This is a genomic window from Vibrio kasasachensis (genome assembly GCF_050337565.1).
Taxonomy (GTDB): Bacteria; Pseudomonadota; Gammaproteobacteria; order Enterobacterales; family Vibrionaceae; genus Vibrio; species Vibrio kasasachensis.
Map to the genome: position 1 here is coordinate 410,859 of NZ_JAKJTB010000010.1, position 21,211 is coordinate 432,069.

Below are 21,211 nucleotides of genomic sequence, written 5' to 3' on the forward strand. Positions count from 1 at the left end.
GCTAAAAGCTATTTACTCTTAATTTGAATCACGAAAGCGCTCAATATTGGCACCCAATGCTGATAGCTTATCTTCAATTTTATCGTAGCCACGATCGATATGATAAATACGATCAACAATGGTTTCGCCTTGAGCAATACAGCCAGCAATCACCAAGCTCGCTGATGCACGTAAATCCGTCGCCATCACTTGCGCGGCACTTAAAGACTCTACGTCTCCACAGATAACAGTGTTACCCTCTATTTCTGCTTTAGCCCCCATACGCTTCAACTCAGGTACATGCATGAAACGGTTTTCAAAGATGGTTTCGGTGATCACACCACCACCTTTCGCCATCATGTTCAGCAGAGTAAATTGTGCTTGCATATCAGTAGGGAAACCTGGGTGCGGCGCGGTACGAATAGTCACGGCCTTCAACTCGCGGTCTGTCATATCAACCGATATCCAGTCTTCGCCAGTCTCAACTTTCGCACCCGCTTCTTCAAGCTTCGCCAACACAGCTTCTAATAAGTGGGCATGTGTATTACGACATACTACTTTACCGCCAGAAACAGCTGCTGCAACTAAGAAGGTACCAGTTTCAATACGGTCTGCAACCACAGCATGCTTACCACCACCTAAGCGCTCAACACCTTCAATAGTGATAGTATCAGTGCCAGCACCAGTGACTTTTGCACCTAGCGTATTTAGAAAATCGGCAGTATCAACAATTTCAGGTTCACGCGCTGCATTATCTAAAACCGTTTTACCTTCCGCTAATGTTGCGGCACACATAATAGTGATCGTTGCACCAACGCTCACTTTATCCATCACAATATGCGCGCCTTTCAGGCGACCATCAACAGACGCTTTGACATAACCATCTTCAAGAGTGATTGTTGCGCCAAGTTGCTCTAAGCCATGGATGTGCAAATCCACAGGGCGTGCACCAATGGCACAACCACCCGGTAGTGATACTTGACCTTGACCAAAACGAGCAACAAGAGGACCGAGAGCCCAAATTGAAGCTCGCATCGTTTTTACTAAGTCATAAGGAGCACAATATTCATTAATGCTACTTGGATCGACATGAACTGAACCATTTCGTTCTACTTTGGCACCAAGTCGCTTTAGTAGCTCCATGGAAGTATCGATATCACGCAGATGAGGTACGTTAGTTACCTCAACAGGTTCTTCCGCCAAAATAGAAGCAAAAAGGATTGGAAGGGCGGCGTTCTTAGCACCTGAAATAGTGACTTCGCCCACTAATGGCTGCTTAGAACCAGTTACTCGAAATTTTTCCATTACTAAACCTTACAGCGACATCAATTTCTTATCACGAGCCCATTCTTCCGGCGTGTATGCCTTGATAGAAAGAGCATGGATGTCATTTTTTTGGATATACTCCATAAGCGGCGCATAAATTGTTTGTTGTTTCTTAACGCGGTTCATTCCTTCGAAACAAGCATCAACAGCGATCACTTCGTAATGGCTACCCTCGCCCTTTACGTGTAGCTCTTCTAGATTTAGTGCTTCGTTTAATATCTGTTGTACTTTTGCGCTATCCACAAATTACCTCTAATTAGTCTTAATGTGCTCAGCAATGTATTTGTCTACATTGCTCAATGCCAGCAAAGTGCTGAGTTGCGTTGGCACGAAGCTGAGCATTATATGACAGTTTCGCTTTTTTGCATGCTCTAAAAGATGAATCAACATCACCATACCAGCAGAGTCAAACCGCTCAACATTCGCTAAACTCACTTCTAGTGACGCTTGTTGAGGTTGCCATGCTTTAAGTTGATTCCACAACTCAGGTACAGAATCGCGATTAAGCACACCGTTAAGAGCACTATGATTCTCATCGACCTGCAACCATTGATTGTGAACAATCATTACTTAGCCTCGAAACGGATTGGTTGTGCCGCTAATCTTTCAAGATCAGCCGCAACAGCTAGGATCCCATCTTGACGCAATTTACCGTTCCATTCTGACTGCTTGCTTGAAAGTAAGCTGATACCTTCAGCGATCATATCAAATACTTGCCACTCGCCAGTTTTCTTATCTTGGCGTAACTTAAACTCTAGTTTAATGTTTGGACGCGGCGTATCAACGATGTCCACTTTAACACTAGTAATTGTTTTACTTGAATCCAGTTTTTTCTTTGGTTCAAATTCAATTTCCTGATCTGTGTACTGAGTCAACACTTGGGCATATGAAGCGATCAAGTAACCACGAAAAGCCACAATAAACTCATTCACATCGGCTCGTTTAGCACCTTTTAAACTGGGGCCTAGAAGTTTGAGTGCTGCGTATTTATGATTCACATAAGGCATCAACTCTTCCTCCACAATCACTTTGAGATGATTGGGATCTTTTTTGATAATACTTTGTTCTGCTTTCAAACGCGCAAATGCTATTTCTGATACTTGCGTCATCATAGCGTATGGCTGGGTCTTATCAATGTCAGCAGCTGTCGCCGCGAAAGGCAGCAACAGCACACAAATCAAAGTCACAAATTTTTTCAACATTTTTACTCTCCAGATTCAGAGCCGCCGCCGACGCTATAAAGAACTTGTCCGATCAAATCCTCTAGCACTAACGCTGACTTAGTATCTTCAATATAGTCACCATCCACCAGCATTTGCTCATCGTCAAATACAAAACCGGGAGTTAAACCAATATACTGTTCACCAATTAATCCAGAGGTTAGTATTTTTACACTTGATGTTTCTGGGAATTGGTTGAACTGGCTATTAACTGCCATTTTCACAACAGGCAACAAAGATTCTTGATTAAGGTTAATCGCAGTAACTCGACCAACAACAACCCCACCGACTTTCACCGGCGAACGTACTTTTAAGCTACCAATATTGTCAAACTCAGCACTTAAAGTATAAGTATCGTTTGAACCGATGCCTTTTACGTCAGCGACTTGAAAAATCATAATCAATACTGCGCAAATTCCCGCTAAAACGAAGCTACCTACCCATAATTCTGTTTTACGTGTCTGTTGCATTTTTAATTCCCGAACATCAATGCGGTCAGTACGAAGTCTAGTCCAAGTACTGCCAAAGAAGAGTGTACTACCGTACGAGTCGTCGCACGGCTGATGCCTTCCGAAGTAGGAATCGCATCGTATCCATTAAAGAGCGCAATCCAAGTCACTGTAATGGCAAACACTAAGCTTTTAATAAAGCTATTGCCAATATCCTGACCAAGATCGACTGAAGCCTGCATAGTTGACCAAAAACTACCATGGTCAATCCCTTTCCAATCAACCCCAACGAGTTGTCCGCCCCATATACCGACAGCCATGAATATCATCGTCAATAAAGGCATTGAGATTACACCAGCCCAAAAACGAGGTGCTATAACACGCTTGAGTGGGTCTACTGCCATCATCTCTAAAGATGAAAGCTGCTCTGTTGCTTTCATCAATCCAATTTCAGCGGTTAGTGCGGAACCTGCTCGTCCTGCAAACAATAATGCCGTGACAACCGGTCCGAGCTCTCGCAGTAACGATAGTGCCACCATTTGACCAAGTGCACCTTCAGCTCCGAAATCGACCAAAATCACATAACCTTGGAGGCTCAGAACCATGCCAATGAACAGACCAGATAAAAAGATAATCAGCATGGACTGCACACCCACACTGTAAAGTTGTTTAATTAATAACGGGGCATTTTTGATCGGTTGCGGTCGACTTGCCAGCGCACTAAACAGCATTAGACTGGCTCGACCAAAGACTTCAACTACCGCCATAGAGCGACGACCAGTTGCAGCCACAAATTCAATTAGGTTGGATTTCATTCAAATAGATCCTCTGCAATTGATTTAGCAGGGTAACTAAATGGCACTGGTCCATCAGCATAACCTAACAAGAATTGCTGTACTTGCGGGTCTGGATTTGCGTGCAGTTCATCTGGTGTACCACTAGCAATGACTTTGCCATTAGCAAGGATATAAACCCAATCAGCAATGCTCATCACTTCCGGTACATCATGAGAAACGACAATTGATGTCACGCCTAAGGCTTGGTTCAGATTTCGAATCAATTCAACCAAGACGCCCATAGTAATTGGATCTTGTCCGACAAACGGCTCATCGTACATGATGAGTTCTGGGTCTAGAGCTATTGCACGCGCTAATGCTGCTCGGCGAGCCATACCACCAGATAACTCGTTTGGCATCAATTGTGCCGCGCCACGTAGACCAACAGCTTCCAACTTAAGTAATACCAAAGTGTGGATGATTTCTTCGTCGAGTTGTGTATGTTCGCGCAATGGAAACGCTACGTTATCGAACACAGTAAGATCGGTAAAAAGAGCGCCAGATTGAAATAGCATGCTCATTTTTTTTCTTACTTGATACAGCTTGCGGCGGCTTAATGCAGGGATGTTATGGTCATCGAACAGCACTTCGCCACTGTCAGGAGCAATTTGCCCACCAATCAGTCGCAGTAGCGTTGTCTTTCCTATCCCTGATGGCCCCATAATAGCGGTCACTTTACCTTTGGGAACATGCAGGTTTACACGGTCAAAAATCACCCGTTCTCCACGAGAGAACGTTAAATTGTTAACTGTAACCAAATCACTTGATGACATGAGATACTCGTTGTCAGAATCCTTCTATAACGGGCAATCATAAGCCAAATCACCCTCGAATTAAAAGCACTGTTCAATTAATTGTGAAGCACTTAGATCAAGCGCTACCGTGTAAGGCACCGCTATAATTACATAATGTGCAACAAATATTTCAATGTTCAGCTTCCCTTTTATACCTCAACACGTCAAAATTGGCGGTTAAATTGTTCAGTTTATAGATAAGTTGGGAAATATCATGTTCGAAGCTGTAGCGTTCCTTATAGTCGGTCTTATATTCTTGGTATGGAGTGCCGACCGATTAGTGTTTGGTTCCGCCGCACTTGCTCGAAACTTCGGTATTTCTCCACTTGTCATCGGTATGACTATTCTGGCCATGGGCTCTTCTGCCCCAGAAATGATGGTATCCGCAACAGCCGCGCTTGACGGTAAAACCGATACAGCTGTGGGTAATGTATTGGGTTCAAATATTGCCAACATTGCTTTAATTCTAGGTATTACTGCATTAATAAAACCACTTTCGATTAGCTCTGCAGTACTACGTCGCGAATTACCTTTGATGATTGCCGTCACTGTCATTGCTGGTGCGATATTGTGGGATAACCACCTTGGCTTTAAAGAAGGTGTGTTACTTTTTGTACTGTTTACTGGCTTTATTCTCGCAATGCTGCGTATCAGCCAGAAAGAGAAACAAAATGGCGATATTCTTTTGGATGAACAAGAAGCTGAGGTGCCGCAAGGGGTCAGCAATCTGAAAGCTGGTATTTGGGTCGTCATTGGCTTGTTAGTCTTACCCCTTTCCGCCAGTGTTCTAGTTGATAGCTCGGTTGTTATAGCCAAATACTTTGGCATGAGCGATTTGGTTATCGGTCTTACCATCATCGCGGTCGGTACAAGCCTACCGGAACTTGCCGCTTCTGTTGCAGGCGTGATGAAAGGTGAAGATGATATGGCTGTAGGCAATATCATCGGCTCTAACGTCTTTAATATCCTTGCTGTAATGGGGATCCCAGGTATTCTTAACCCATCAATACTCAGTGAATTTGCGATGGGGCGGGATTTTTGGGTAATGCTTGGCGTGTCGCTACTTCTGGTAGCCATGGCGCTAGGTAAGTCTCGCAGCATAAATCGTTTTGAAGGGGCTTTCCTCTTCGTCGTTTTCATAGCTTACCAAAGCTACTTGATTATCAATATGACCGCTTAATTAAATGCAGGAATTTCATATGTTTGACTACCGCGCTGCTGCGTTAGACGTGCTCAATACTGAAGTAGAAGCACTAAAACAACTCGACCAATATTTCGATGATAGTTTTGCCAAGGCATGCGAAACCATCCTAAATAATAACAATGGTAAAGTGGTTGTCATGGGCATGGGTAAATCTGGTCATATCGGCAATAAGATAGCCGCATCATTTGCTAGTACCGGTACCCCTGCATTCTTTGTCCATCCGAGTGAGGCTGCGCATGGTGATCTTGGAATGGTCAAACCGGGTGATATCGTATTAGCGATATCGAACTCGGGGGAAGCCAATGAAATCCTTGCTCTCTTCCCTGTATTAAAACGACTAAGAATCACCATCATTAGTATGACAGGCAAGCCAGCTTCAACCATGGCAAAATTAGCCGATATTCATCTACAGATCACAGTACCGAAAGAAGCCTGCCCACTCGGTTTAGCCCCAACATCAAGCACCACAGCAACGCTTGTTATGGGCGACGCACTTGCGGTTTCACTACTGCAAGCACGTGGGTTTACTGCTGAAGATTTTGCCCTATCGCACCCAGGTGGCGCATTAGGGCGCAAGTTATTGCTAAAATTATCAGATATCATGCATACCGGCGATGCACTACCGTTGGTATCGCCTGATACTCTTATCCGTGATGCTCTGCTGGAAATAAGCCAAAAAGGTTTAGGCATGACGGCGGTTGTAGATAGCAACCATCAGCTGCAAGGCATCTTCACCGATGGCGACTTACGTCGTATTTTAGATAAGCGTGTAGATATTCATACTACAGTTATCGGTGAGGTGATGACAAAAAATCCCTCTGTTGCATGCCCTAATATGCTTGCCGCAGAAGGCGTAAACTTAATGCAAGAGAAAAGCATCAATGGACTACTGCTTTGCCAAGAAAATCAGGTAGTCGGTGCGTTGAATATGCACGACTTACTCAAAGCTGGAGTAATGTAATGACGGCAAAAGTTGCCACCCTTTACGGTCAGGTAGACTTTGAAACAATTAAAATCGCCAAACAGATCAAGCTATTGATCTGCGATGTTGATGGTGTGTTTTCTGATGGTCTAATCTATATGGGCAACAATGGTGAAGAACTAAAAACGTTCCACACCCGTGATGGGTATGGCGTAAAGTCACTCATGAATGCGGGAATTGAAATCGCCATTATTACTGGTCGCCGTTCACAAATTGTTGAGAACCGCATGAAGGCACTAGGTGTCACTCTGATTTACCAAGGTCAAGATGACAAGGTAAAAGCGTATCAAGACATTTGTCAAAAACTCAATATAGCACCGGAGCACACTGGATATATCGGTGATGATTTAATTGATTGGCCGGTAATGGAAAAAGTAGCGCTGAGAGTTTGTGTCGCTGATGGACACCCGCTACTTGCACAGCGAGCAAATTATATCACTACCATTCGCGGTGGACATGGCGCTGTGCGTGAGGTTTGTGATTTAATTCTACAAGCTCGAGACGAACTAGATGTGCATAAAGGTTTAAGTATATGAGCCTCTCTCGTATCGGATATTTGGTTTTGACTGTCATCATCGCCGCTTCCGGTTATTACTTGATGCGCGAACAAACCAGCTACGATATACAAGTAGAGCCAAACATTGAACTGCCTGTTTTTACCGGTACGGTTCTTAAAAACACCTCGTATAATGAACAAGGGGTGCGCAGCTATGTCATTACATCTGAACGGTTGGACAACTACGCCAGCAACGGCGAAACACTCTTTGATAAACCAGTTCTGAAAGTTTACCAACAAGGTGATATACAAGAATGGGAAATCACCGCTGACCGTGGTGTGCTCACTAAAGACCACATTTTGGTACTGCAAGTTAACGTACTGGGTAAAAATTTACTACCTGACTCTGGGTTTGATACTTTATCAACTGACACTCTAAGCATTCAGTTAGATAATCGCGATTTTTGGGCAGATAACCAAGTCACCTTGGTTGGTCCTAAGTTTGAAACCGTCGGTCAAGCGATGAAAGGAAATCTCGCTGAAAATACCGCGACATTATACAAACATGTACAAGGCAGATATGAAACTCTCACACCTTAGTTTAATTACCTGTTTGTTTGCTTCAACACAAGCATTGGCGTTGTCTACGGACCGTGACCAACCTGTGTATATTGATTCAGACAGTCAGCAGCTTGATATGCAGAGCAATAAAGTCACTTTCCTTGGGGATGTGAAACTCAAGCAAGGCAGTATTAATATCAATGCTGACAAAATTGTGGTCACTCGCGACAAAGATGATGGCTCAATTCAAAAAATTGATGGCTTCGGTAGTCTTGCGACATTCTCTCAGTTAACTGATGATGGCAAAACGTTGCATGGCGAAGCTAAAGAACTTTATTACAACGTCGGCGATGATCAGCTAACGATGATTGACCAAGCAATGCTGGCGCAAGATGATAGCGAAATTCGTGGTAATCACATCCGTTATCAAATTTCATCACAGAAACTGATTGCTGATGGCACGCAAAAAGGCGATCGAGTTTCTACCGTGCTCCAGCCACAATCAGTACAAGAATAATTATGGCTATTTTAAAAGCTGAACATTTAGCAAAGAGCTACAAAAACAGAAAAGTTGTCTCTGACGTAAGCTTAGCTGTCGAATCGGGACAAATAGTCGGGCTATTAGGACCTAACGGCGCAGGTAAAACAACGTCGTTTTATATGATCGTAGGTTTAGTTGCTCGCGATGAAGGTACCATTAGCATTGACGAGCAAGATATCAGTATCTTACCAATGCATAGCCGCTCTCGAATGGGTATTGGCTATTTGCCTCAAGAAGCCTCTATCTTCCGTAAATTGTCAGTTCAAGACAACATCATGGCGGTACTTGAGACGCGCGAAGAGCTCTCTCGTGAAGAACGCCAAGATAAATTGGAAGATTTATTAGAGGAATTCCACATTCAGCACATACGTGAAAGCGCAGGTATGGCACTATCAGGCGGTGAGCGTCGACGTGTCGAGATTGCACGCGCTCTAGCTGCAAACCCTCAGTTTATTTTACTAGATGAACCATTTGCTGGTGTTGATCCTATTTCGGTAATCGATATTAAAAAAATCATCGAACATCTACGTGATCGTGGCTTAGGCGTATTGATAACCGACCATAACGTTCGAGAGACGCTGGATGTATGTGAAAAAGCTTACATCGTGAGCCAAGGACATTTGATTGCAGAAGGAACGCCAGAAGACGTACTTAACAACGAACAAGTTAAGCAAGTTTATCTTGGTGAACAATTCCGACTATGATTAATAAAAAGTCTGTAGAACTTTATAAGGCACCTATTACTGCATGAAACCCTCATTACAGCTCAAGCTAGGACAACAGTTGGCGATGACGCCACAATTACAGCAAGCAATTCGCTTGTTGCAACTGTCTACATTAGATCTTCAACAAGAAATCCAAGACGCTCTGGATTCCAACCCACTATTAGAGGTTGAGGAAGGCAATGATGAACAGTCCACCAGCGATGAGAAAACCGCGAATGAGGAAAAAGACTCTAGCTTGGAAGTCTCAGAAGTAGAGCTTCCAGATAGCTCAGAGTTAATTGAAAAATCAGAGATCAGCTCTGAGTTAGAAATTGATACCACTTGGGATGACGTCTACAGCGCAAACTCTGGTAGTACAGGTATTGCTCTAGATGATGATTTTCCGGTCTACCAAGGTGAAACCACCGAATCTCTCAACGATTACTTACTTTGGCAACTTGGTCTCACACCATTTAGTGAAACGGACCGTACTATCGCTCTCGCAATTATCGATGCGACTGATGACTACGGTTATTTAACCATTTCACCACAAGATATCTTAGACAGTTTTGATAATGAAGACATTGAACTGGATGAGATTCAAGCGGTACGCAAGCGTATTCAACAGTTTGACCCACTTGGTGTTGCTTCAGTAAACCTACAAGATTGCTTATTACTTCAACTTGCCACTTACCCAGAAGACACACCATGGCTCAATGAAGCCAAATTGGTATTAACTGATCATATCGACCAACTGGGCAATCGTGACTACAAACTGATCATAAAAGAAACTAAGCTCAAGGAAGCCGATCTTCGTGAAGTAATAAAACTGATCCAGCAGCTTGACCCACGCCCTGGTAGCCGTATTTCTACTGAACATGCGGAATACGTAGTTCCAGATGTGTCTGTATTCAAAGACCATGGTAAGTGGATTGTAACGATCAACCCTGACTCGATACCACGATTGAAAGTCAATCAACAGTACGCCGCGATGGGTAAAGGAAATAGCGCAGACAGTCAGTACATTCGCACCAATTTGCAAGAGGCAAAGTGGCTAATTAAAAGCTTAGAGAGCAGAAACGAGACTCTGCTCAAAGTTGCCAAGTGTATTGTTGAACATCAGAGAGATTTCTTCGAGTATGGCGAAGAAGCAATGAAACCAATGGTTCTCAATGATGTAGCTCTTGATGTGGATATGCATGAATCGACCATTTCACGCGTCACCACACAGAAATATATGCACACTCCGCGTGGAATTTTTGAATTGAAGTACTTCTTCTCTAGCCATGTCAGTACTGACAATGGTGGAGAATGTTCATCGACTGCGATTCGAGCATTTATCAAGAAGCTTGTAGCGGCAGAAAATGCCGCGAAACCGTTAAGCGACAGCAAGATTGCAGCTCTACTCGCTGACCAAGGGATTCAGGTGGCTAGACGGACAATAGCCAAATACCGAGAATCACTGGGCATTGCCCCTTCAAGTCAGCGTAAACGCCTACTATAGGCAGCAACCGAGAAGGAAAGTCTATGCAAATCAATATTAATGGCCATCACGTTGATCTTACAGATTCAATGCAAGATTACGTAAATGAAAAGTTTCAAAAACTTGAGCGTTTCTTTGAACATATCAACAGTATTCATGTTGTGCTCAAAGTTGAAAAGCTTCGTCATATTGCAGAAGCAACCCTTCACATAAATCAAGGCGAAATACACGCATCAGCAGACGATGAAAGTATGTATGCCGCTATCGACTCTCTAACCGACAAACTGGTTAGGCAGCTAAACAAGCACAAAGAAAAACTGAACAGTCATTAACTATGCAACTTAGCGAAATCCTAACATTGGACTGCACCAAAAGTGCGGTCCAATGTACTAGTAAGAAACGAGCTCTAGAAATGATCAGTGAAATCGTTGCGGAGCAAACTGGACAAAACTCTACCGAACTATTCGAATGTATGCTTAGCCGAGAAAAAATGGGCAGTACAGGTATTGGAAATGGCATCGCCATTCCTCATGCCCGTATGCACTCAAGCGACAAAGCAGTTGCCGTACTATTACAGTGCGAAAGCCCCATTGAATTTGACGCTATCGATAACCGTCCAGTTGATTTACTGTTTGCTCTATTAGTGCCTGATGCACAATGTAAAGAGCATCTTAAAACACTCTCATGTATGGCTGAACGTCTTAATGACAAGCAGATCCTAAAGCAATTGCGTAAAGCGCAATCTGATCAAGAGCTGTTCGATATCATGATCAACAGGTAGTCACATATATGCGATTAATCGTAGTAAGTGGTCAGTCTGGGGCTGGGAAAAGTGTCGCATTGCGGGTGCTTGAAGATTTGGGCTACTACTGTGTAGACAATCTTCCTGTCAATTTATTGGACGTTTTTGTTCAATCAATTCAAGGTAGCAAACAGAATGTTGCAGTAAGCATTGATATTCGCAATTTACCCGAGGAACCAACTCTGGTAAACAATGTACTATCTAAGCTCAAGCAAGAAACTGATGTTAGTGTGCTCTTTTTAGACGCCAACAAAGACACGCTACTTAAGCGCTACAGTGAAACACGCCGTATTCACCCATTATCACTGAGCCAAGAAAATACATCCCTCGAACAAGCGATTGAAAGAGAAAAAGGCATTCTTTCTCCACTTAAAGAGAATGCTGATCTAATCATCGACAGCAGTAATCAATCATTACACGAATTGAGTGAAACCGTCCGCCGTCGAGTTGAAGGTCGTGAACGTAAAGATCTTGTTATGGTATTTCAGTCGTTTGGCTTCAAATATGGTCTACCAAGTGACGCTGACTACGTATTCGATGTGCGCTTTTTACCAAACCCACATTGGGAACCAGACTTGCGACCATTAACTGGGTTAGACGCACCTATTCGCGCTTTTTTAGAAAGCCATCAAGAAGTGGTGGAACTAAAACTGCAGGTGCAAAAATTTATTGAGCATTGGTTACCGCTATTAGAAAAAAACAATCGCAGCTATCTAACCGTTGCAATTGGTTGTACTGGTGGAAAACACCGCTCTGTTTACCTAACCCAACAAATTGGACAATACTTTGCCGACTTAGGTCATCAAGTTCAGATCCGCCACACCTCATTAGAAAAAAACTTAAAGGATTAATACATGCAGCAAGAGAGCAAAACTGTCCTAATTCAAAACCGCTTGGGGCTACATGCTCGTGCTGCCGTCAAATTGGTGGAGCTTGCTCAATCATTTGATGCCATACTCACCATTCAAAGCCACGAAGGGAAAACCGCCACAGCAGATAGTGTTATGGGGCTATTAATGCTCGAATCTGCTCAAGGCGAACACGTGACAATATTATCTGAGGGCAACGATGCCACCAGCGCTTTGGATGCAGTATGTCAACTTATCGAACACAAATTCGATGAGGACGAGTAACATTGATTTTTTCTGTCGCAAATTGGTCGGCATCCCTTTCATGACACTTTGAGCATCACCACTAAAGACTATTTTTCAACTTGGATAATGCTGTGAAAAATCATTTCACAGCAAGAATTGTTTTTCTTAACACTATCTTATTAAACAAGTTGTAAAATTAAGTTACTATTCAAAATATTGTCAGCCTATAGAAGTCAGGGGGAATAAATGGCCGAGCAAATAGAATTCGATCAAGCTCACCAAGCCCTCCAAGAAATTACCGAAGCCTTAGAAAATGGTCGCTTTGTCCATGTCCGCCGCCAACTGCAAGACATGGAACCCGAAGATATAGCTCATCTATTAGAAGCATCACCGCGTAAAAGCCGTGAAGTTCTTTGGCAACTGACCGACCCTGAAGATTACGGTGAAATCCTCGATGAACTGAGTGAAGATGTAAAAGATGATCTGGTGTCAAGAATGGCACCGGAAATGCTCGCAGAAGCAACAGAAGGCATGGACATCGATGATGTCGCCTACGTACTGCGAAGCCTACCAGATGACGTTTCCCGAGAAGTCCTGTCACAGATGGACGCGGAAGAACGTAAACGTGTTGAAACCGCACTTGCCTACCCGGAAGACAGTGCTGGTAGCTTGATGAATACCGACGTTATCACCATTCGAGGTGATGTCGATATTGACGTCGTTCTACGTTACTTGCGTATGCGAGGCGAACTACCAGAAGCAACCGATGCCCTTTACGTCATTGATGAAGAAAATCGCTTAATCGGCGAACTATCATTGACCACTGTGCTAACGACACAACCTGACGTTAGAGTTGCAGAAGTAATGGAAGACGCCGACGATGCTATCGAAGTCACCATGAGTGACTCTGATGTCGCGAGTCTATTTGAGCGCCGAAACTGGGTATCAGCTCCAGTCATTGATGAAAACCAACTGCTCGTTGGTCGTATCACCATCGATGATGTGGTTGATGTCATCCGCGAAGATGCCGAACACTCCATGATGAGTATGGCTGGTCTGGATGACGATGAAGATACCTTCGCACCTGTCGTAAAATCAGCGCGTAAGCGCAGCATTTGGCTTGGTGCTAACGTACTTGCGGCACTCGCTGCTGCGTCAGTATCAAACATGTTCGAAGCCACTTTGGATCAAATGGCCGCTATTGCGGTATTGATGACAATCGTCCCTTCAATGGGCGGGGTTGCTGGTAACCAAACCGTAGCTTTGGTGATCCGAGGTTTAGCATTAGGTCATATCGGTGACGCCAACAAGCGTGAACTATTAATGAAGGAAGCCGCTATCGGTTTTTTGAATGGCGTGCTGTGGGCACTCATTATCGGTGGTATCGTGGTGGCTTGGAAAGGCAACTGGATGCTTGGTGGCATTATTTCAGCCGCAATGATGACTAACCTATTAGTCGCGGGTGTGGCCGGCGTTACCATTCCAATAATACTCAAAAAAATGAATATCGACCCAGCTCTTGCTGGCGGTATGGCACTAACCACAATCACTGACGTAGTTGGTTTATCAGTCTTCTTAGGCTTAGCTACGATATTGATTTAGCATAAATGGCTTCCTGCCAAGAATACTTATATTTAAAAGGCGCTGTGAAAACAGCGCCTTTTACTTTATGCAGTTAACCATTCAAGTTTGGACCGAGCCATTTTTCAGCTTCTAACCGATCCCACCCCTTACGATCAGCATAGCTTTGAGCTTGATCCTCTTGGATCTGAGCAATAGCAAAATAACGAGAATCTGGATGTGAGAAATACCAACCTGAAACTGATGCACCCGGCCACATTGCATAACTGCTTGTTAAAGACATGCCAATGGCTTGTTCAACATTGAGTAATTCCCATATTGCCCCCTTCTCAGTGTGCTCAGGGCATGCAGGGTATCCTGGTGCCGGACGAATCCCTTGATACTTCTCTCGGATCAAATCGCTATTAGTGAGCTTTTCTTCCGGAGAGAATCCCCAAATCTCTTTTCTGATGCGTTCATGTAAGTATTCAGCAAATGCTTCAGCCAAACGATCGGCAACCGCTTGGATCATGATGGCATTATAGTCATCACCTTTAGCTTTAAACTCGTCCGCCAACTCTCGTTCACCGACACCGCCAGTGACGGCAAAAGCTCCTATCCAATCTTTTTTACCCGAGATTTTCGGGGCAATATAATCCGATAAGCAATAGTTGTAACCTTTAGGTTTCTCCGTTTGCTGACGAAGATTATGCAGAACTTTAGCAACCTCACTACGCGATTCATCGGTATACACTTCAATATCATCATCAATACTAGCCGCCGGAAATAAACCACAGATACCACGAGACTTGAGTAATCCTTCGCGCTCAATTTTATCAAGCCAATCACAAGCGTCTTTATACAAACGCTGCGCTTCTTCACCCACTTCTTCATGCTCAAAAATAGTCGGGTATTTTCCGACCAAAGACCAAGTCATAAAGAATGGCGTCCAATCGATATAATTACGTAGAGTTGCCATATCAAAATCGTCAAACACATGAATACCTGGCTTCGCTGGTGCAGGAGGCGTGTAATTGTCCCAATCAATTTCAACTTTATTTGCTCGTGCGACTTCTAAAGTCACCGGCTTGGTACGTGGCTTCTTGCGATTATGCTGATCTCTCACTCGAACATAATCGGCATCCAGTTTCTCGATGAATGGCGGACGTAGTTCACTAGAAAGTAGTGAAGTGCAAACACCTACTGCGCGAGAAGCATTGTTGACATAGACCACTGGATTTTTGTAATTCTGTTCAATTTTAACCGCAGTATGGGCTTTAGATGTTGTTGCGCCACCAATCAAAAGAGGCAAGTCAAAACCTTGTCGCTCCATTTCTTTCGCAACATGAACCATTTCATCTAATGATGGCGTGATCAGCCCTGACAGCCCAATAATGTCTACGTTTTCTTCTTTGGCTACCTTGAGAATTTTTTCACAAGAGACCATAACCCCAAGATCGATTATTTCGTAGTTATTACACTGGAGAACGACACCCACGATATTCTTACCTATGTCGTGAACATCTCCTTTTACTGTCGCTAATAGGATTTTGCCATTGCTCGAGCCAGCATCTTTGGTTGCATTAATAAACGGCTCTAAGTGCGCCACCGCTTGTTTCATTACTCGTGCAGATTTCACCACTTGGGGGAGGAACATTTTTCCTTCACCAAATAAATCGCCCACAACGTTCATTCCGTCCATTAATGGACCTTCAATAACTTCAATAGGACGAGCGGAGTTAACACGAGCCTCTTCGGTATCTTCAACAATGAAATCCGTTATGCCTTTGACTAATGAGTGTTCAAGTCGTTTTTCTACGGACCACGTGCGCCACTCCAAAGCTGATTTATCTTCAACTTTTCCTACCGCTCGCTCTAAATATTCCGTCGCCATATCCAACAGGCGCTCTGTCGAATCATCACGACGGTTAAGAACTACATCTTCAACTGCATCTCTTAGATCTTCTGGTAGGTTATCGTAAATTTCTAACTGACCAGCATTAACGATCCCCATATCCATACCGTTTTTAAAACAGTGGTAAAGGAAGACCGCGTGAATCGCTTCACGAACATAATTATTTCCGCGGAAAGAAAACGAAACATTCGATACCCCGCCAGAGATCATGGCGTGAGGTAGCGTTCGCTTTATATCCCCAACGGCTTCAATAAAATCAACCGCATAATTATTGTGTTCATCAATCCCAGTTGCGACTGCAAAAATATTTGGGTCAAAAATAATGTCTTCTGCTGGGAAACCAACTTCATCAACCAAAATATTATAGGCGTTGGTACATATTTCAATTTTCCGCTCTCGCGTGTCAGCTTGCCCTACTTCATCAAAAGCCATCACGATAACAGCCGCGCCATAGCGACGAATTAACTTGGCTTGCTGTACAAATTTTTCTTTGCCTTCCTTCAACGATATTGAGTTAACAATTCCCTTGCCTTGAATACATTTAAGACCCGCTTCAATAACTTCCCATTTAGAAGAGTCAACCATCACCGGTACTTTAGATATTTCAGGCTCTGACGCACATAAATTTAAGAATCGAACCATGCAAGCTTCAGCATCGAGCATGCCTTCATCCATATTGATATCGATAATCTGAGCGCCACTCTCTACCTGTTGCTGGGCAACACTTAATGCTTCATCGTACAGTTCTTCTTTAATTAATCGTTTGAAACGAGCAGATCCCGTTACGTTGGTTCGCTCACCAACATTAACGAAGAGAGATTCTTTTGCTATCGTTAGCGGCTCTAATCCGGATAAACGACAAGCAACAGGAATCTTTGGCAATGGGCGAGGTTTAACTCCTTCGACTACTTGCGCCATTTGACGGATGTGTTCTGGTGTTGTACCACAACATCCACCAATCAAATTGAGAAAGCCACTTTCCGCCCATTCTTTTACATGTTCTGCCATATCTTCAGGAGAAAGATCATACTCTCCAAAGGCATTAGGTAAGCCTGCATTAGGATGTGCTGACACATTGCATTCTGAAATACGAGAAAGCTCATTAACGTATTCACGCAGTTCGTCAGGACCAAGGGCGCAGTTTAAGCCAAACGAAATAGGTTTAACGTGGCGAAGAGAGTTATAAAATGCTTCCGTTGTTTGCCCAGAAAGCGTTCGTCCAGATGCGTCAGTTATCGTGCCGGAGATCATCACTGGTAATTCGAGATCGAGCTCTTCAAATACACTATCAACAGCAAAGGCACACGCCTTGGCATTGAGAGTATCAAAAATTGTCTCAATTAGGATAAGGTCTGATCCACCTTTAATCAGTGCTCGAGTTGACTCAGAATAAGCTTTAACTAGCTCATCAAATGATACGTTTCGATAACCAGGATCGTTTACATCAGGAGAGATAGAGCAAGTACGGTTTGTTGGACCAAGTACCCCTGCGACATAACGAGGTTTCTCCGGATTTTTAGCTGTCCATTCATCCGCAGCTTCGCGGGCTAATTTAGCCGCCACAAAGTTAATCTCATCACTTAGACTTTCCATGTCATAGTCAGCCATGGCGATAGTGGTAGAGTTAAACGTATTGGTTTCGAGGATATCGGCACCGGCTTCTAAATAAGCAATATGAATATCTTTAATCAACTTTGGCTGGGTTAGAACTAACAGATCGTTGTTCCCTTTAAGATCACAATGCCAGCTAGCGAATCGCTCACCACGATAATCTTGTTCTTCGAGTTTGTAGTCTTGAATCATGGTGCCCATGCCACCATCGATCAGCATAATACGTTGCTTAAGCTGTGCTACTATCTGTTGTCTTAACATGCTTCCCACAATACAGCCTCATTCCTTTAGTTGTTCCTTCCATCCTATCACAGAAACAAAAGGAGTCTAGACGTCCAAAACCACCAAGATCATGACGTAAGTCCACAGAAATAGTGTTTGCCATTTTTTGTGCTTAAGCACAGACTATTTAGTAATACTTTGTTACACAAGAGTCGCATCATGTCCGTCTACTACACTCTTTGTTTTTTATCCGCCGCAGCAATGCTCATTGCTTTTGTAAACAGCAAGATAGGAAAAATGCAAACGACCATCGCAATTACCGGCGGGTCAATGATGCTGTCGCTTCTTATCTTGATTGCGGGTCAAAATGATTGGTTCGAGTTAACGGCGATCGCTTCGGATACAATTGCCAGCATTAACTTCGAAGATTTTCTGTTGAAAGGAATACTTGGATTTTTGCTTTTCGCAGGCGGATTGGGCATTAAACTTCCCAACTTGAAAGATCAAAGGTGGGAAATAACCGTCTTGGCACTAGGGGCAACACTATTCTCGACCTTTTTTATCGGTTTTGTCCTTTATGGATTTTGCCAACTAGTCGATATCCACTTTGAATTAGTTTACTGCCTACTTTTTGGCGCTTTAATCTCTCCGACAGACCCCATCGCCGTCCTAGCCATTGTGAAAAAACTTAACGCGCCCAAGCGCATCTCAACACAAATTGAAGGTGAATCGCTATTTAATGACGGATTTGGCTTAGTTATTTTCGTCACCATCTACACCATTGCATTTGGTACAGAAGCTCCAACAGTCAGCAGCGTCACTTTGTTATTTATACAAGAAGCGATTGGCGGTATCGCCTATGGCTTAGTGCTAGGTTTAGTGTTCCATTATCTTATCAGCGCTACTGATGACCACTCAATGGAACTTCTGTTAACTATTGGCATTCCTACCGCTGGCTATGCTTTTGCAGACTATCTTCATGTCTCCGGACCATTAGCTATGGTTGTTTCAGGCATAATGATCGGTAATTGGACTCGCTACATTGGTTTCTCTAAAGAAAGTGAGGACCATTTAGATAATTTCTGGGAGTTAGTCGATGAATTTTTGAATGGCTTATTATTCTTGTTGATCGGCATGTCGATGTTGTTATTTAAATTCCATCAAGAAGATTTTATTTTAATGGCTTTTGCGATTCCATTAGTGCTTACCGCTCGCTATCTCAGTGTCTTCTGCTCTTATATTGGATTCAAACGTTACCGTAGCTATAACCCTTGGTCAATAAGAATTCTTACATGGGGTGGTCTACGCGGTGGATTGGCTTTAGCAATGGCACTATCGATTCCTGCGGGGATTTGGGTTATTCCGGATAAACTGATCGACGTGAAAGAGATCATCCTTGTGATGACCTATTCAGTTGTTGTGTTCTCCATCCTTATCCAAGGCTCAACTATCACTCCAATTATAGAAAAAGCGAAGCGCGCAGAGATAGATCGGAATCAATAATAGAAAGGCAGCCGAACGGCTGCCTTTTCGATCTGAAGAGTTCAATTAGCTTTTGAATCATGGTAATCAAAAAACTCTATCAAGCGATCAATGATCAATTTTATCTGCCATTGCTTTTAATTTCTTTGCCTGCTGCTCTTGCCATGCTTTACGTACTTGAACCGAACCAAAACCTAAAAGAGCCGTAGCAAGAGTAATGATAGGAGCCGCCATTAAACCCATAGTAACCACTTTACTAATATGCTCAGGTAACATCGGAAGCAACATACCTAAAGAGCAAAGTAAAAGAGTCCATAAAAAAGCGCTCAACCACGCGAAGTAATGAAACTTGTTCACTGTTTTCTCTCGCATACCCATCATCAGCGGAAGTAGAGAACGAACAACGGGTACAAACCTCGCAGCAAAAAGAGCAACAAGACCATGCTTACCCAAAAGCACGTCAACTTGCTGCAATCTCTTCTGTGGTACAGCTTTAACCCAGCCTTGGACCTTCGGCAAACGGTTTAACCAACGTCCTTGCACGTAAGCGGCCCAACTACCCACCGCCGCACAGGTTGTAATAAGAACGAGAACAAGAATTGGATCAAGTACACCAACAGCCGCTAACGTGCCAGATAGAACCACAACACTATCACACGGGAATGGAGCAGCCGGAATAAAGCCACTTTCAAGAAATATCAATGCACCGACAACAGCGTAAACCATCGCTGCACTACCCGGTGTCATTAAAGTCGTAAAGTCTTGATGCCACAGCGCCATCAAAACATCAAAAATTGAATCCAACATCTTATTACCTCATAAACCAATTAAAATCATACACTAGCCAAAACGCTGGTATGGCGGCTATGAATGAATCGATAGATCAAATTGGACTCATAATGTCTCTTAATTCGAGAATCGGTATCACCCTCTGACTCGCGATAATATAACGACGATCGTCGATTAGAATTCGCATAAATTGAGTCATTAACTGGAAGGAAAGGCATCGACGGATTTTGTCGCTCAGCAGGTTTATATAAGTAGCGACTGCTTCTCGTATGCAAGGGATTGTCATAGCGCTCAGCTTCAACACTAAAAGTTAATTTATCAATCGGGTCTTGCGAACCACTTTGGGTACTGAGATCACGGGACAATAGTCCGTCATCCATTGCATTTGAAAACAATAGAGTAAGGCAAACTGCTGATAGTATTCCTATAAATCGCAACACGACTTCCTACACATTCGTTCAGCCGTAATTGGCGAGAACAATAATCTTATGTGGGTTTTAACGTTGCTGGACAATAAGTTCAATAGCGATCATCTATCGTAATAATCAACGAACAATATTTAGACAAAAATGCGTGGACATAGCATGTCAGAATAAGCTGATAAGGTGCAATTCTATAAAGCAGCCTTCAGTACAGTACAAATTCTAGGCATACGAAAAAGCCCTGCTATTGCTAGCAGGGCTTTACGATTAATGGCGGAGTGGACGGGACTCGAACCCGCGACCCCCGGCGTGACAGGCCGGTATTCTAACCAACTGAACTACCACTCCGCAGCGGTATCTTTTACTAAATAAAGTCTTATGGTTAGATTGCTTTATCTAGTTTTGCCTTTAGATTTTTTAAAATCTAAAAACAAGTAATCAAGCCTGGCGATGTCCTACTCTCACATGGGGAGACCCCACACTACCATCGGCGCTATTGCGTTTCACTTCTGAGTTCGGCATGGAGTCAGGTGGGTCCGCAACGCTATGGTCGCCAAGCAAATTCTTTAATTCGGAAAGCTGGTTTCTCTAAAATAGAGAGTAAAGTTCTAATACACATTCAATCGTTCTTGCATTGAGTCCACAAAACCCCTTGGGTGTTGTATGGTTAAGCCTCACGGGCAATTAGTACAGGTTAGCTCAATGCCTCGCAGCACTTACACACCCTGCCTATCAACGT

Annotated in this window: 22 protein-coding genes, 1 tRNA gene and 1 rRNA gene; 13 read left to right on the forward strand and 11 right to left on the reverse strand. The window is 43.4% G+C overall.

Annotation, left to right across the window (positions count from 1 at the left end):
• Positions 1-18: 18 nt before the first annotated feature.
• Genes murA through mlaF form a run of 7 tightly spaced genes read right to left on the reverse strand, consistent with a single transcriptional unit; the run spans position 19 to position 4,583 of the window.
• The gene (gene murA / locus L4C38_RS06725; protein ID WP_428796758.1) at positions 19-1,284 is read right to left on the reverse strand and encodes a UDP-N-acetylglucosamine 1-carboxyvinyltransferase; all 1,266 of its coding nucleotides are present in this window, start codon (positions 1,282-1,284) and stop codon (positions 19-21) included.
• A 9-nt stretch (positions 1,285-1,293) separates the two neighbouring features.
• Positions 1,294-1,548 carry a BolA family iron metabolism protein IbaG gene (ibaG, locus tag L4C38_RS06730; RefSeq protein WP_428796759.1) on the reverse strand — a complete coding sequence of 85 codons (255 nt, stop codon included), beginning with the start codon at positions 1,546-1,548 and terminating at the stop codon, positions 1,294-1,296.
• A gap of 9 nt (positions 1,549-1,557) precedes the next feature.
• Entirely contained in the window at positions 1,558-1,869 is a 312-nt protein-coding gene (locus tag L4C38_RS06735) for an STAS domain-containing protein (RefSeq protein ID WP_428796790.1), read from the reverse strand.
• A 2-nt stretch (positions 1,870-1,871) separates the two neighbouring features.
• Positions 1,872-2,507: an ABC transporter substrate-binding protein gene (locus L4C38_RS06740; protein ID WP_428796760.1), complete on the reverse strand. Its 636-nt coding sequence runs from the start codon at positions 2,505-2,507 to the stop codon at positions 1,872-1,874.
• 2 nt (positions 2,508-2,509) lie between these two features.
• Positions 2,510-2,995, reverse strand: a complete 486-nt coding sequence (mlaD, locus tag L4C38_RS06745) for an outer membrane lipid asymmetry maintenance protein MlaD (RefSeq protein ID WP_428796761.1) — start codon at positions 2,993-2,995, stop codon at positions 2,510-2,512.
• A 2-nt stretch (positions 2,996-2,997) separates the two neighbouring features.
• Complete coding sequence (mlaE, locus tag L4C38_RS06750; RefSeq protein WP_428796762.1) at positions 2,998-3,789, reverse strand: lipid asymmetry maintenance ABC transporter permease subunit MlaE; 792 nt, start codon at positions 3,787-3,789, stop codon at positions 2,998-3,000.
• Complete coding sequence (gene mlaF, locus L4C38_RS06755) at positions 3,786-4,583, reverse strand: phospholipid ABC transporter ATP-binding protein MlaF (RefSeq protein ID WP_428796763.1); 798 nt, start codon at positions 4,581-4,583, stop codon at positions 3,786-3,788. Before mlaF ends, mlaE begins: the two co-directional genes overlap by 4 nt.
• Before the next feature lie 235 nt (positions 4,584-4,818).
• Here mlaF and L4C38_RS06760 point away from each other — a divergent pair, with 235 nt between their 5' ends.
• The 12 genes from L4C38_RS06760 to mgtE all read left to right on the forward strand — a co-directional run bounded on the left by L4C38_RS06760 (position 4,819) and on the right by mgtE (position 14,073).
• Positions 4,819-5,784 carry a calcium/sodium antiporter gene (locus tag L4C38_RS06760; RefSeq protein ID WP_428796764.1) on the forward strand — a complete coding sequence of 322 codons (966 nt, stop codon included), beginning with the start codon at positions 4,819-4,821 and terminating at the stop codon, positions 5,782-5,784.
• Between the two features lie 19 nt (positions 5,785-5,803).
• Positions 5,804-6,769, forward strand: a complete 966-nt coding sequence (locus L4C38_RS06765) for a KpsF/GutQ family sugar-phosphate isomerase (protein ID WP_428796765.1) — start codon at positions 5,804-5,806, stop codon at positions 6,767-6,769.
• On the forward strand, positions 6,769-7,326 hold the full coding sequence (gene kdsC, locus L4C38_RS06770; protein ID WP_428796766.1) for a 3-deoxy-manno-octulosonate-8-phosphatase KdsC: 558 nt from the start codon (positions 6,769-6,771) through the stop codon (positions 7,324-7,326). The genes L4C38_RS06765 and kdsC overlap by 1 nt, the downstream gene beginning before the upstream one ends.
• Positions 7,323-7,886, forward strand: a complete 564-nt coding sequence (gene lptC, locus L4C38_RS06775) for an LPS export ABC transporter periplasmic protein LptC (RefSeq protein ID WP_428796767.1) — start codon at positions 7,323-7,325, stop codon at positions 7,884-7,886. Before kdsC ends, lptC begins: the two co-directional genes overlap by 4 nt.
• Entirely contained in the window at positions 7,867-8,364 is a 498-nt protein-coding gene (gene lptA / locus L4C38_RS06780) for a lipopolysaccharide transport periplasmic protein LptA (RefSeq protein ID WP_428796768.1), read from the forward strand. The genes lptC and lptA overlap by 20 nt, the downstream gene beginning before the upstream one ends.
• 2 nt (positions 8,365-8,366) lie before the next feature.
• Positions 8,367-9,092, forward strand: a complete 726-nt coding sequence (gene lptB, locus L4C38_RS06785; protein ID WP_428796769.1) for an LPS export ABC transporter ATP-binding protein — start codon at positions 8,367-8,369, stop codon at positions 9,090-9,092.
• A 43-nt stretch (positions 9,093-9,135) separates the two neighbouring features.
• On the forward strand, positions 9,136-10,596 hold the full coding sequence (locus L4C38_RS06790; protein WP_428796770.1) for an RNA polymerase factor sigma-54: 1,461 nt from the start codon (positions 9,136-9,138) through the stop codon (positions 10,594-10,596).
• 23 nt (positions 10,597-10,619) lie between these two features.
• Positions 10,620-10,907: a ribosome hibernation promoting factor gene (gene hpf / locus L4C38_RS06795; RefSeq protein ID WP_428796771.1), complete on the forward strand. Its 288-nt coding sequence runs from the start codon at positions 10,620-10,622 to the stop codon at positions 10,905-10,907.
• A 2-nt stretch (positions 10,908-10,909) separates the two neighbouring features.
• Entirely contained in the window at positions 10,910-11,356 is a 447-nt protein-coding gene (gene ptsN / locus L4C38_RS06800; RefSeq protein ID WP_428796772.1) for a PTS IIA-like nitrogen regulatory protein PtsN, read from the forward strand.
• An 8-nt stretch (positions 11,357-11,364) separates the two neighbouring features.
• Positions 11,365-12,228, forward strand: coding sequence for an RNase adapter RapZ (gene rapZ / locus L4C38_RS06805; RefSeq protein WP_428796773.1), 864 nt, complete (start codon positions 11,365-11,367; stop codon positions 12,226-12,228).
• Between the two features lie 3 nt (positions 12,229-12,231).
• Positions 12,232-12,510 (forward strand): HPr family phosphocarrier protein, encoded by a 279-nt coding sequence (locus L4C38_RS06810; RefSeq protein ID WP_428796774.1) that lies wholly within the window; start codon positions 12,232-12,234, stop codon positions 12,508-12,510.
• A gap of 207 nt (positions 12,511-12,717) precedes the next feature.
• Positions 12,718-14,073 (forward strand): magnesium transporter, encoded by a 1,356-nt coding sequence (mgtE, locus tag L4C38_RS06815; RefSeq protein WP_428796775.1) that lies wholly within the window; start codon positions 12,718-12,720, stop codon positions 14,071-14,073.
• A gap of 73 nt (positions 14,074-14,146) precedes the next feature.
• Here the strand turns inward: mgtE and metH are convergent, their stop codons facing one another.
• On the reverse strand, positions 14,147-17,827 hold the full coding sequence (metH, locus tag L4C38_RS06820) for a methionine synthase (RefSeq protein ID WP_428796776.1): 3,681 nt from the start codon (positions 17,825-17,827) through the stop codon (positions 14,147-14,149).
• 171 nt (positions 17,828-17,998) lie between these two features.
• Between metH and L4C38_RS06825 the strand changes: the two genes are divergently transcribed.
• Positions 17,999-19,282 carry a cation:proton antiporter gene (locus tag L4C38_RS06825; RefSeq protein ID WP_428796777.1) on the forward strand — a complete coding sequence of 428 codons (1,284 nt, stop codon included), beginning with the start codon at positions 17,999-18,001 and terminating at the stop codon, positions 19,280-19,282.
• A gap of 87 nt (positions 19,283-19,369) precedes the next feature.
• On the opposite strand, the gene L4C38_RS06830 is transcribed toward L4C38_RS06825, so the two are convergent.
• The 3 genes from L4C38_RS06830 to rrf all read right to left on the reverse strand — a co-directional run bounded on the left by L4C38_RS06830 (position 19,370) and on the right by rrf (position 21,030).
• On the reverse strand, positions 19,370-20,068 hold the full coding sequence (locus tag L4C38_RS06830; protein ID WP_428796778.1) for a DedA family protein: 699 nt from the start codon (positions 20,066-20,068) through the stop codon (positions 19,370-19,372).
• A gap of 675 nt (positions 20,069-20,743) precedes the next feature.
• Positions 20,744-20,820, reverse strand: a tRNA-Asp gene (locus L4C38_RS06835).
• 94 nt (positions 20,821-20,914) lie between these two features.
• A 5S ribosomal RNA gene (rrf, locus tag L4C38_RS06840) occupies positions 20,915-21,030 on the reverse strand.
• Positions 21,031-21,211: the final 181 nt, after the last annotated feature.

What these genes read in the sequence shown, in the direction of transcription:
- murA (WP_428796758.1), bottom strand. Translation starts at nt 1,284, where the DNA reads ATGGAAAAATTTCGAGTAACTGGTTCTAAGCAGCCATTAGTGGGCGAA.
- L4C38_RS06740 (WP_428796760.1), bottom strand. Translation starts at nt 2,507, where the DNA reads ATGTTGAAAAAATTTGTGACTTTGATTTGTGTGCTGTTGCTGCCTTTC.
- mlaD (WP_428796761.1), bottom strand. Translation starts at nt 2,995, where the DNA reads ATGCAACAGACACGTAAAACAGAATTATGGGTAGGTAGCTTCGTTTTA.
- mlaE (WP_428796762.1), bottom strand. Translation starts at nt 3,789, where the DNA reads ATGAAATCCAACCTAATTGAATTTGTGGCTGCAACTGGTCGTCGCTCT.
- mlaF (WP_428796763.1), bottom strand. Translation starts at nt 4,583, where the DNA reads ATGTCATCAAGTGATTTGGTTACAGTTAACAATTTAACGTTCTCTCGT.
- L4C38_RS06760 (WP_428796764.1), top strand. Translation starts at nt 4,819, where the DNA reads ATGTTCGAAGCTGTAGCGTTCCTTATAGTCGGTCTTATATTCTTGGTA.
- L4C38_RS06765 (WP_428796765.1), top strand. Translation starts at nt 5,804, where the DNA reads ATGTTTGACTACCGCGCTGCTGCGTTAGACGTGCTCAATACTGAAGTA.
- kdsC (WP_428796766.1), top strand. Translation starts at nt 6,769, where the DNA reads ATGACGGCAAAAGTTGCCACCCTTTACGGTCAGGTAGACTTTGAAACA.
- lptC (WP_428796767.1), top strand. Translation starts at nt 7,323, where the DNA reads ATGAGCCTCTCTCGTATCGGATATTTGGTTTTGACTGTCATCATCGCC.
- lptA (WP_428796768.1), top strand. Translation starts at nt 7,867, where the DNA reads ATGAAACTCTCACACCTTAGTTTAATTACCTGTTTGTTTGCTTCAACA.
- lptB (WP_428796769.1), top strand. Translation starts at nt 8,367, where the DNA reads ATGGCTATTTTAAAAGCTGAACATTTAGCAAAGAGCTACAAAAACAGA.
- L4C38_RS06790 (WP_428796770.1), top strand. Translation starts at nt 9,136, where the DNA reads ATGAAACCCTCATTACAGCTCAAGCTAGGACAACAGTTGGCGATGACG.
- hpf (WP_428796771.1), top strand. Translation starts at nt 10,620, where the DNA reads ATGCAAATCAATATTAATGGCCATCACGTTGATCTTACAGATTCAATG.
- ptsN (WP_428796772.1), top strand. Translation starts at nt 10,910, where the DNA reads ATGCAACTTAGCGAAATCCTAACATTGGACTGCACCAAAAGTGCGGTC.
- rapZ (WP_428796773.1), top strand. Translation starts at nt 11,365, where the DNA reads ATGCGATTAATCGTAGTAAGTGGTCAGTCTGGGGCTGGGAAAAGTGTC.
- L4C38_RS06810 (WP_428796774.1), top strand. Translation starts at nt 12,232, where the DNA reads ATGCAGCAAGAGAGCAAAACTGTCCTAATTCAAAACCGCTTGGGGCTA.
- mgtE (WP_428796775.1), top strand. Translation starts at nt 12,718, where the DNA reads ATGGCCGAGCAAATAGAATTCGATCAAGCTCACCAAGCCCTCCAAGAA.
- L4C38_RS06825 (WP_428796777.1), top strand. Translation starts at nt 17,999, where the DNA reads ATGTCCGTCTACTACACTCTTTGTTTTTTATCCGCCGCAGCAATGCTC.
- L4C38_RS06830 (WP_428796778.1), bottom strand. Translation starts at nt 20,068, where the DNA reads ATGTTGGATTCAATTTTTGATGTTTTGATGGCGCTGTGGCATCAAGAC.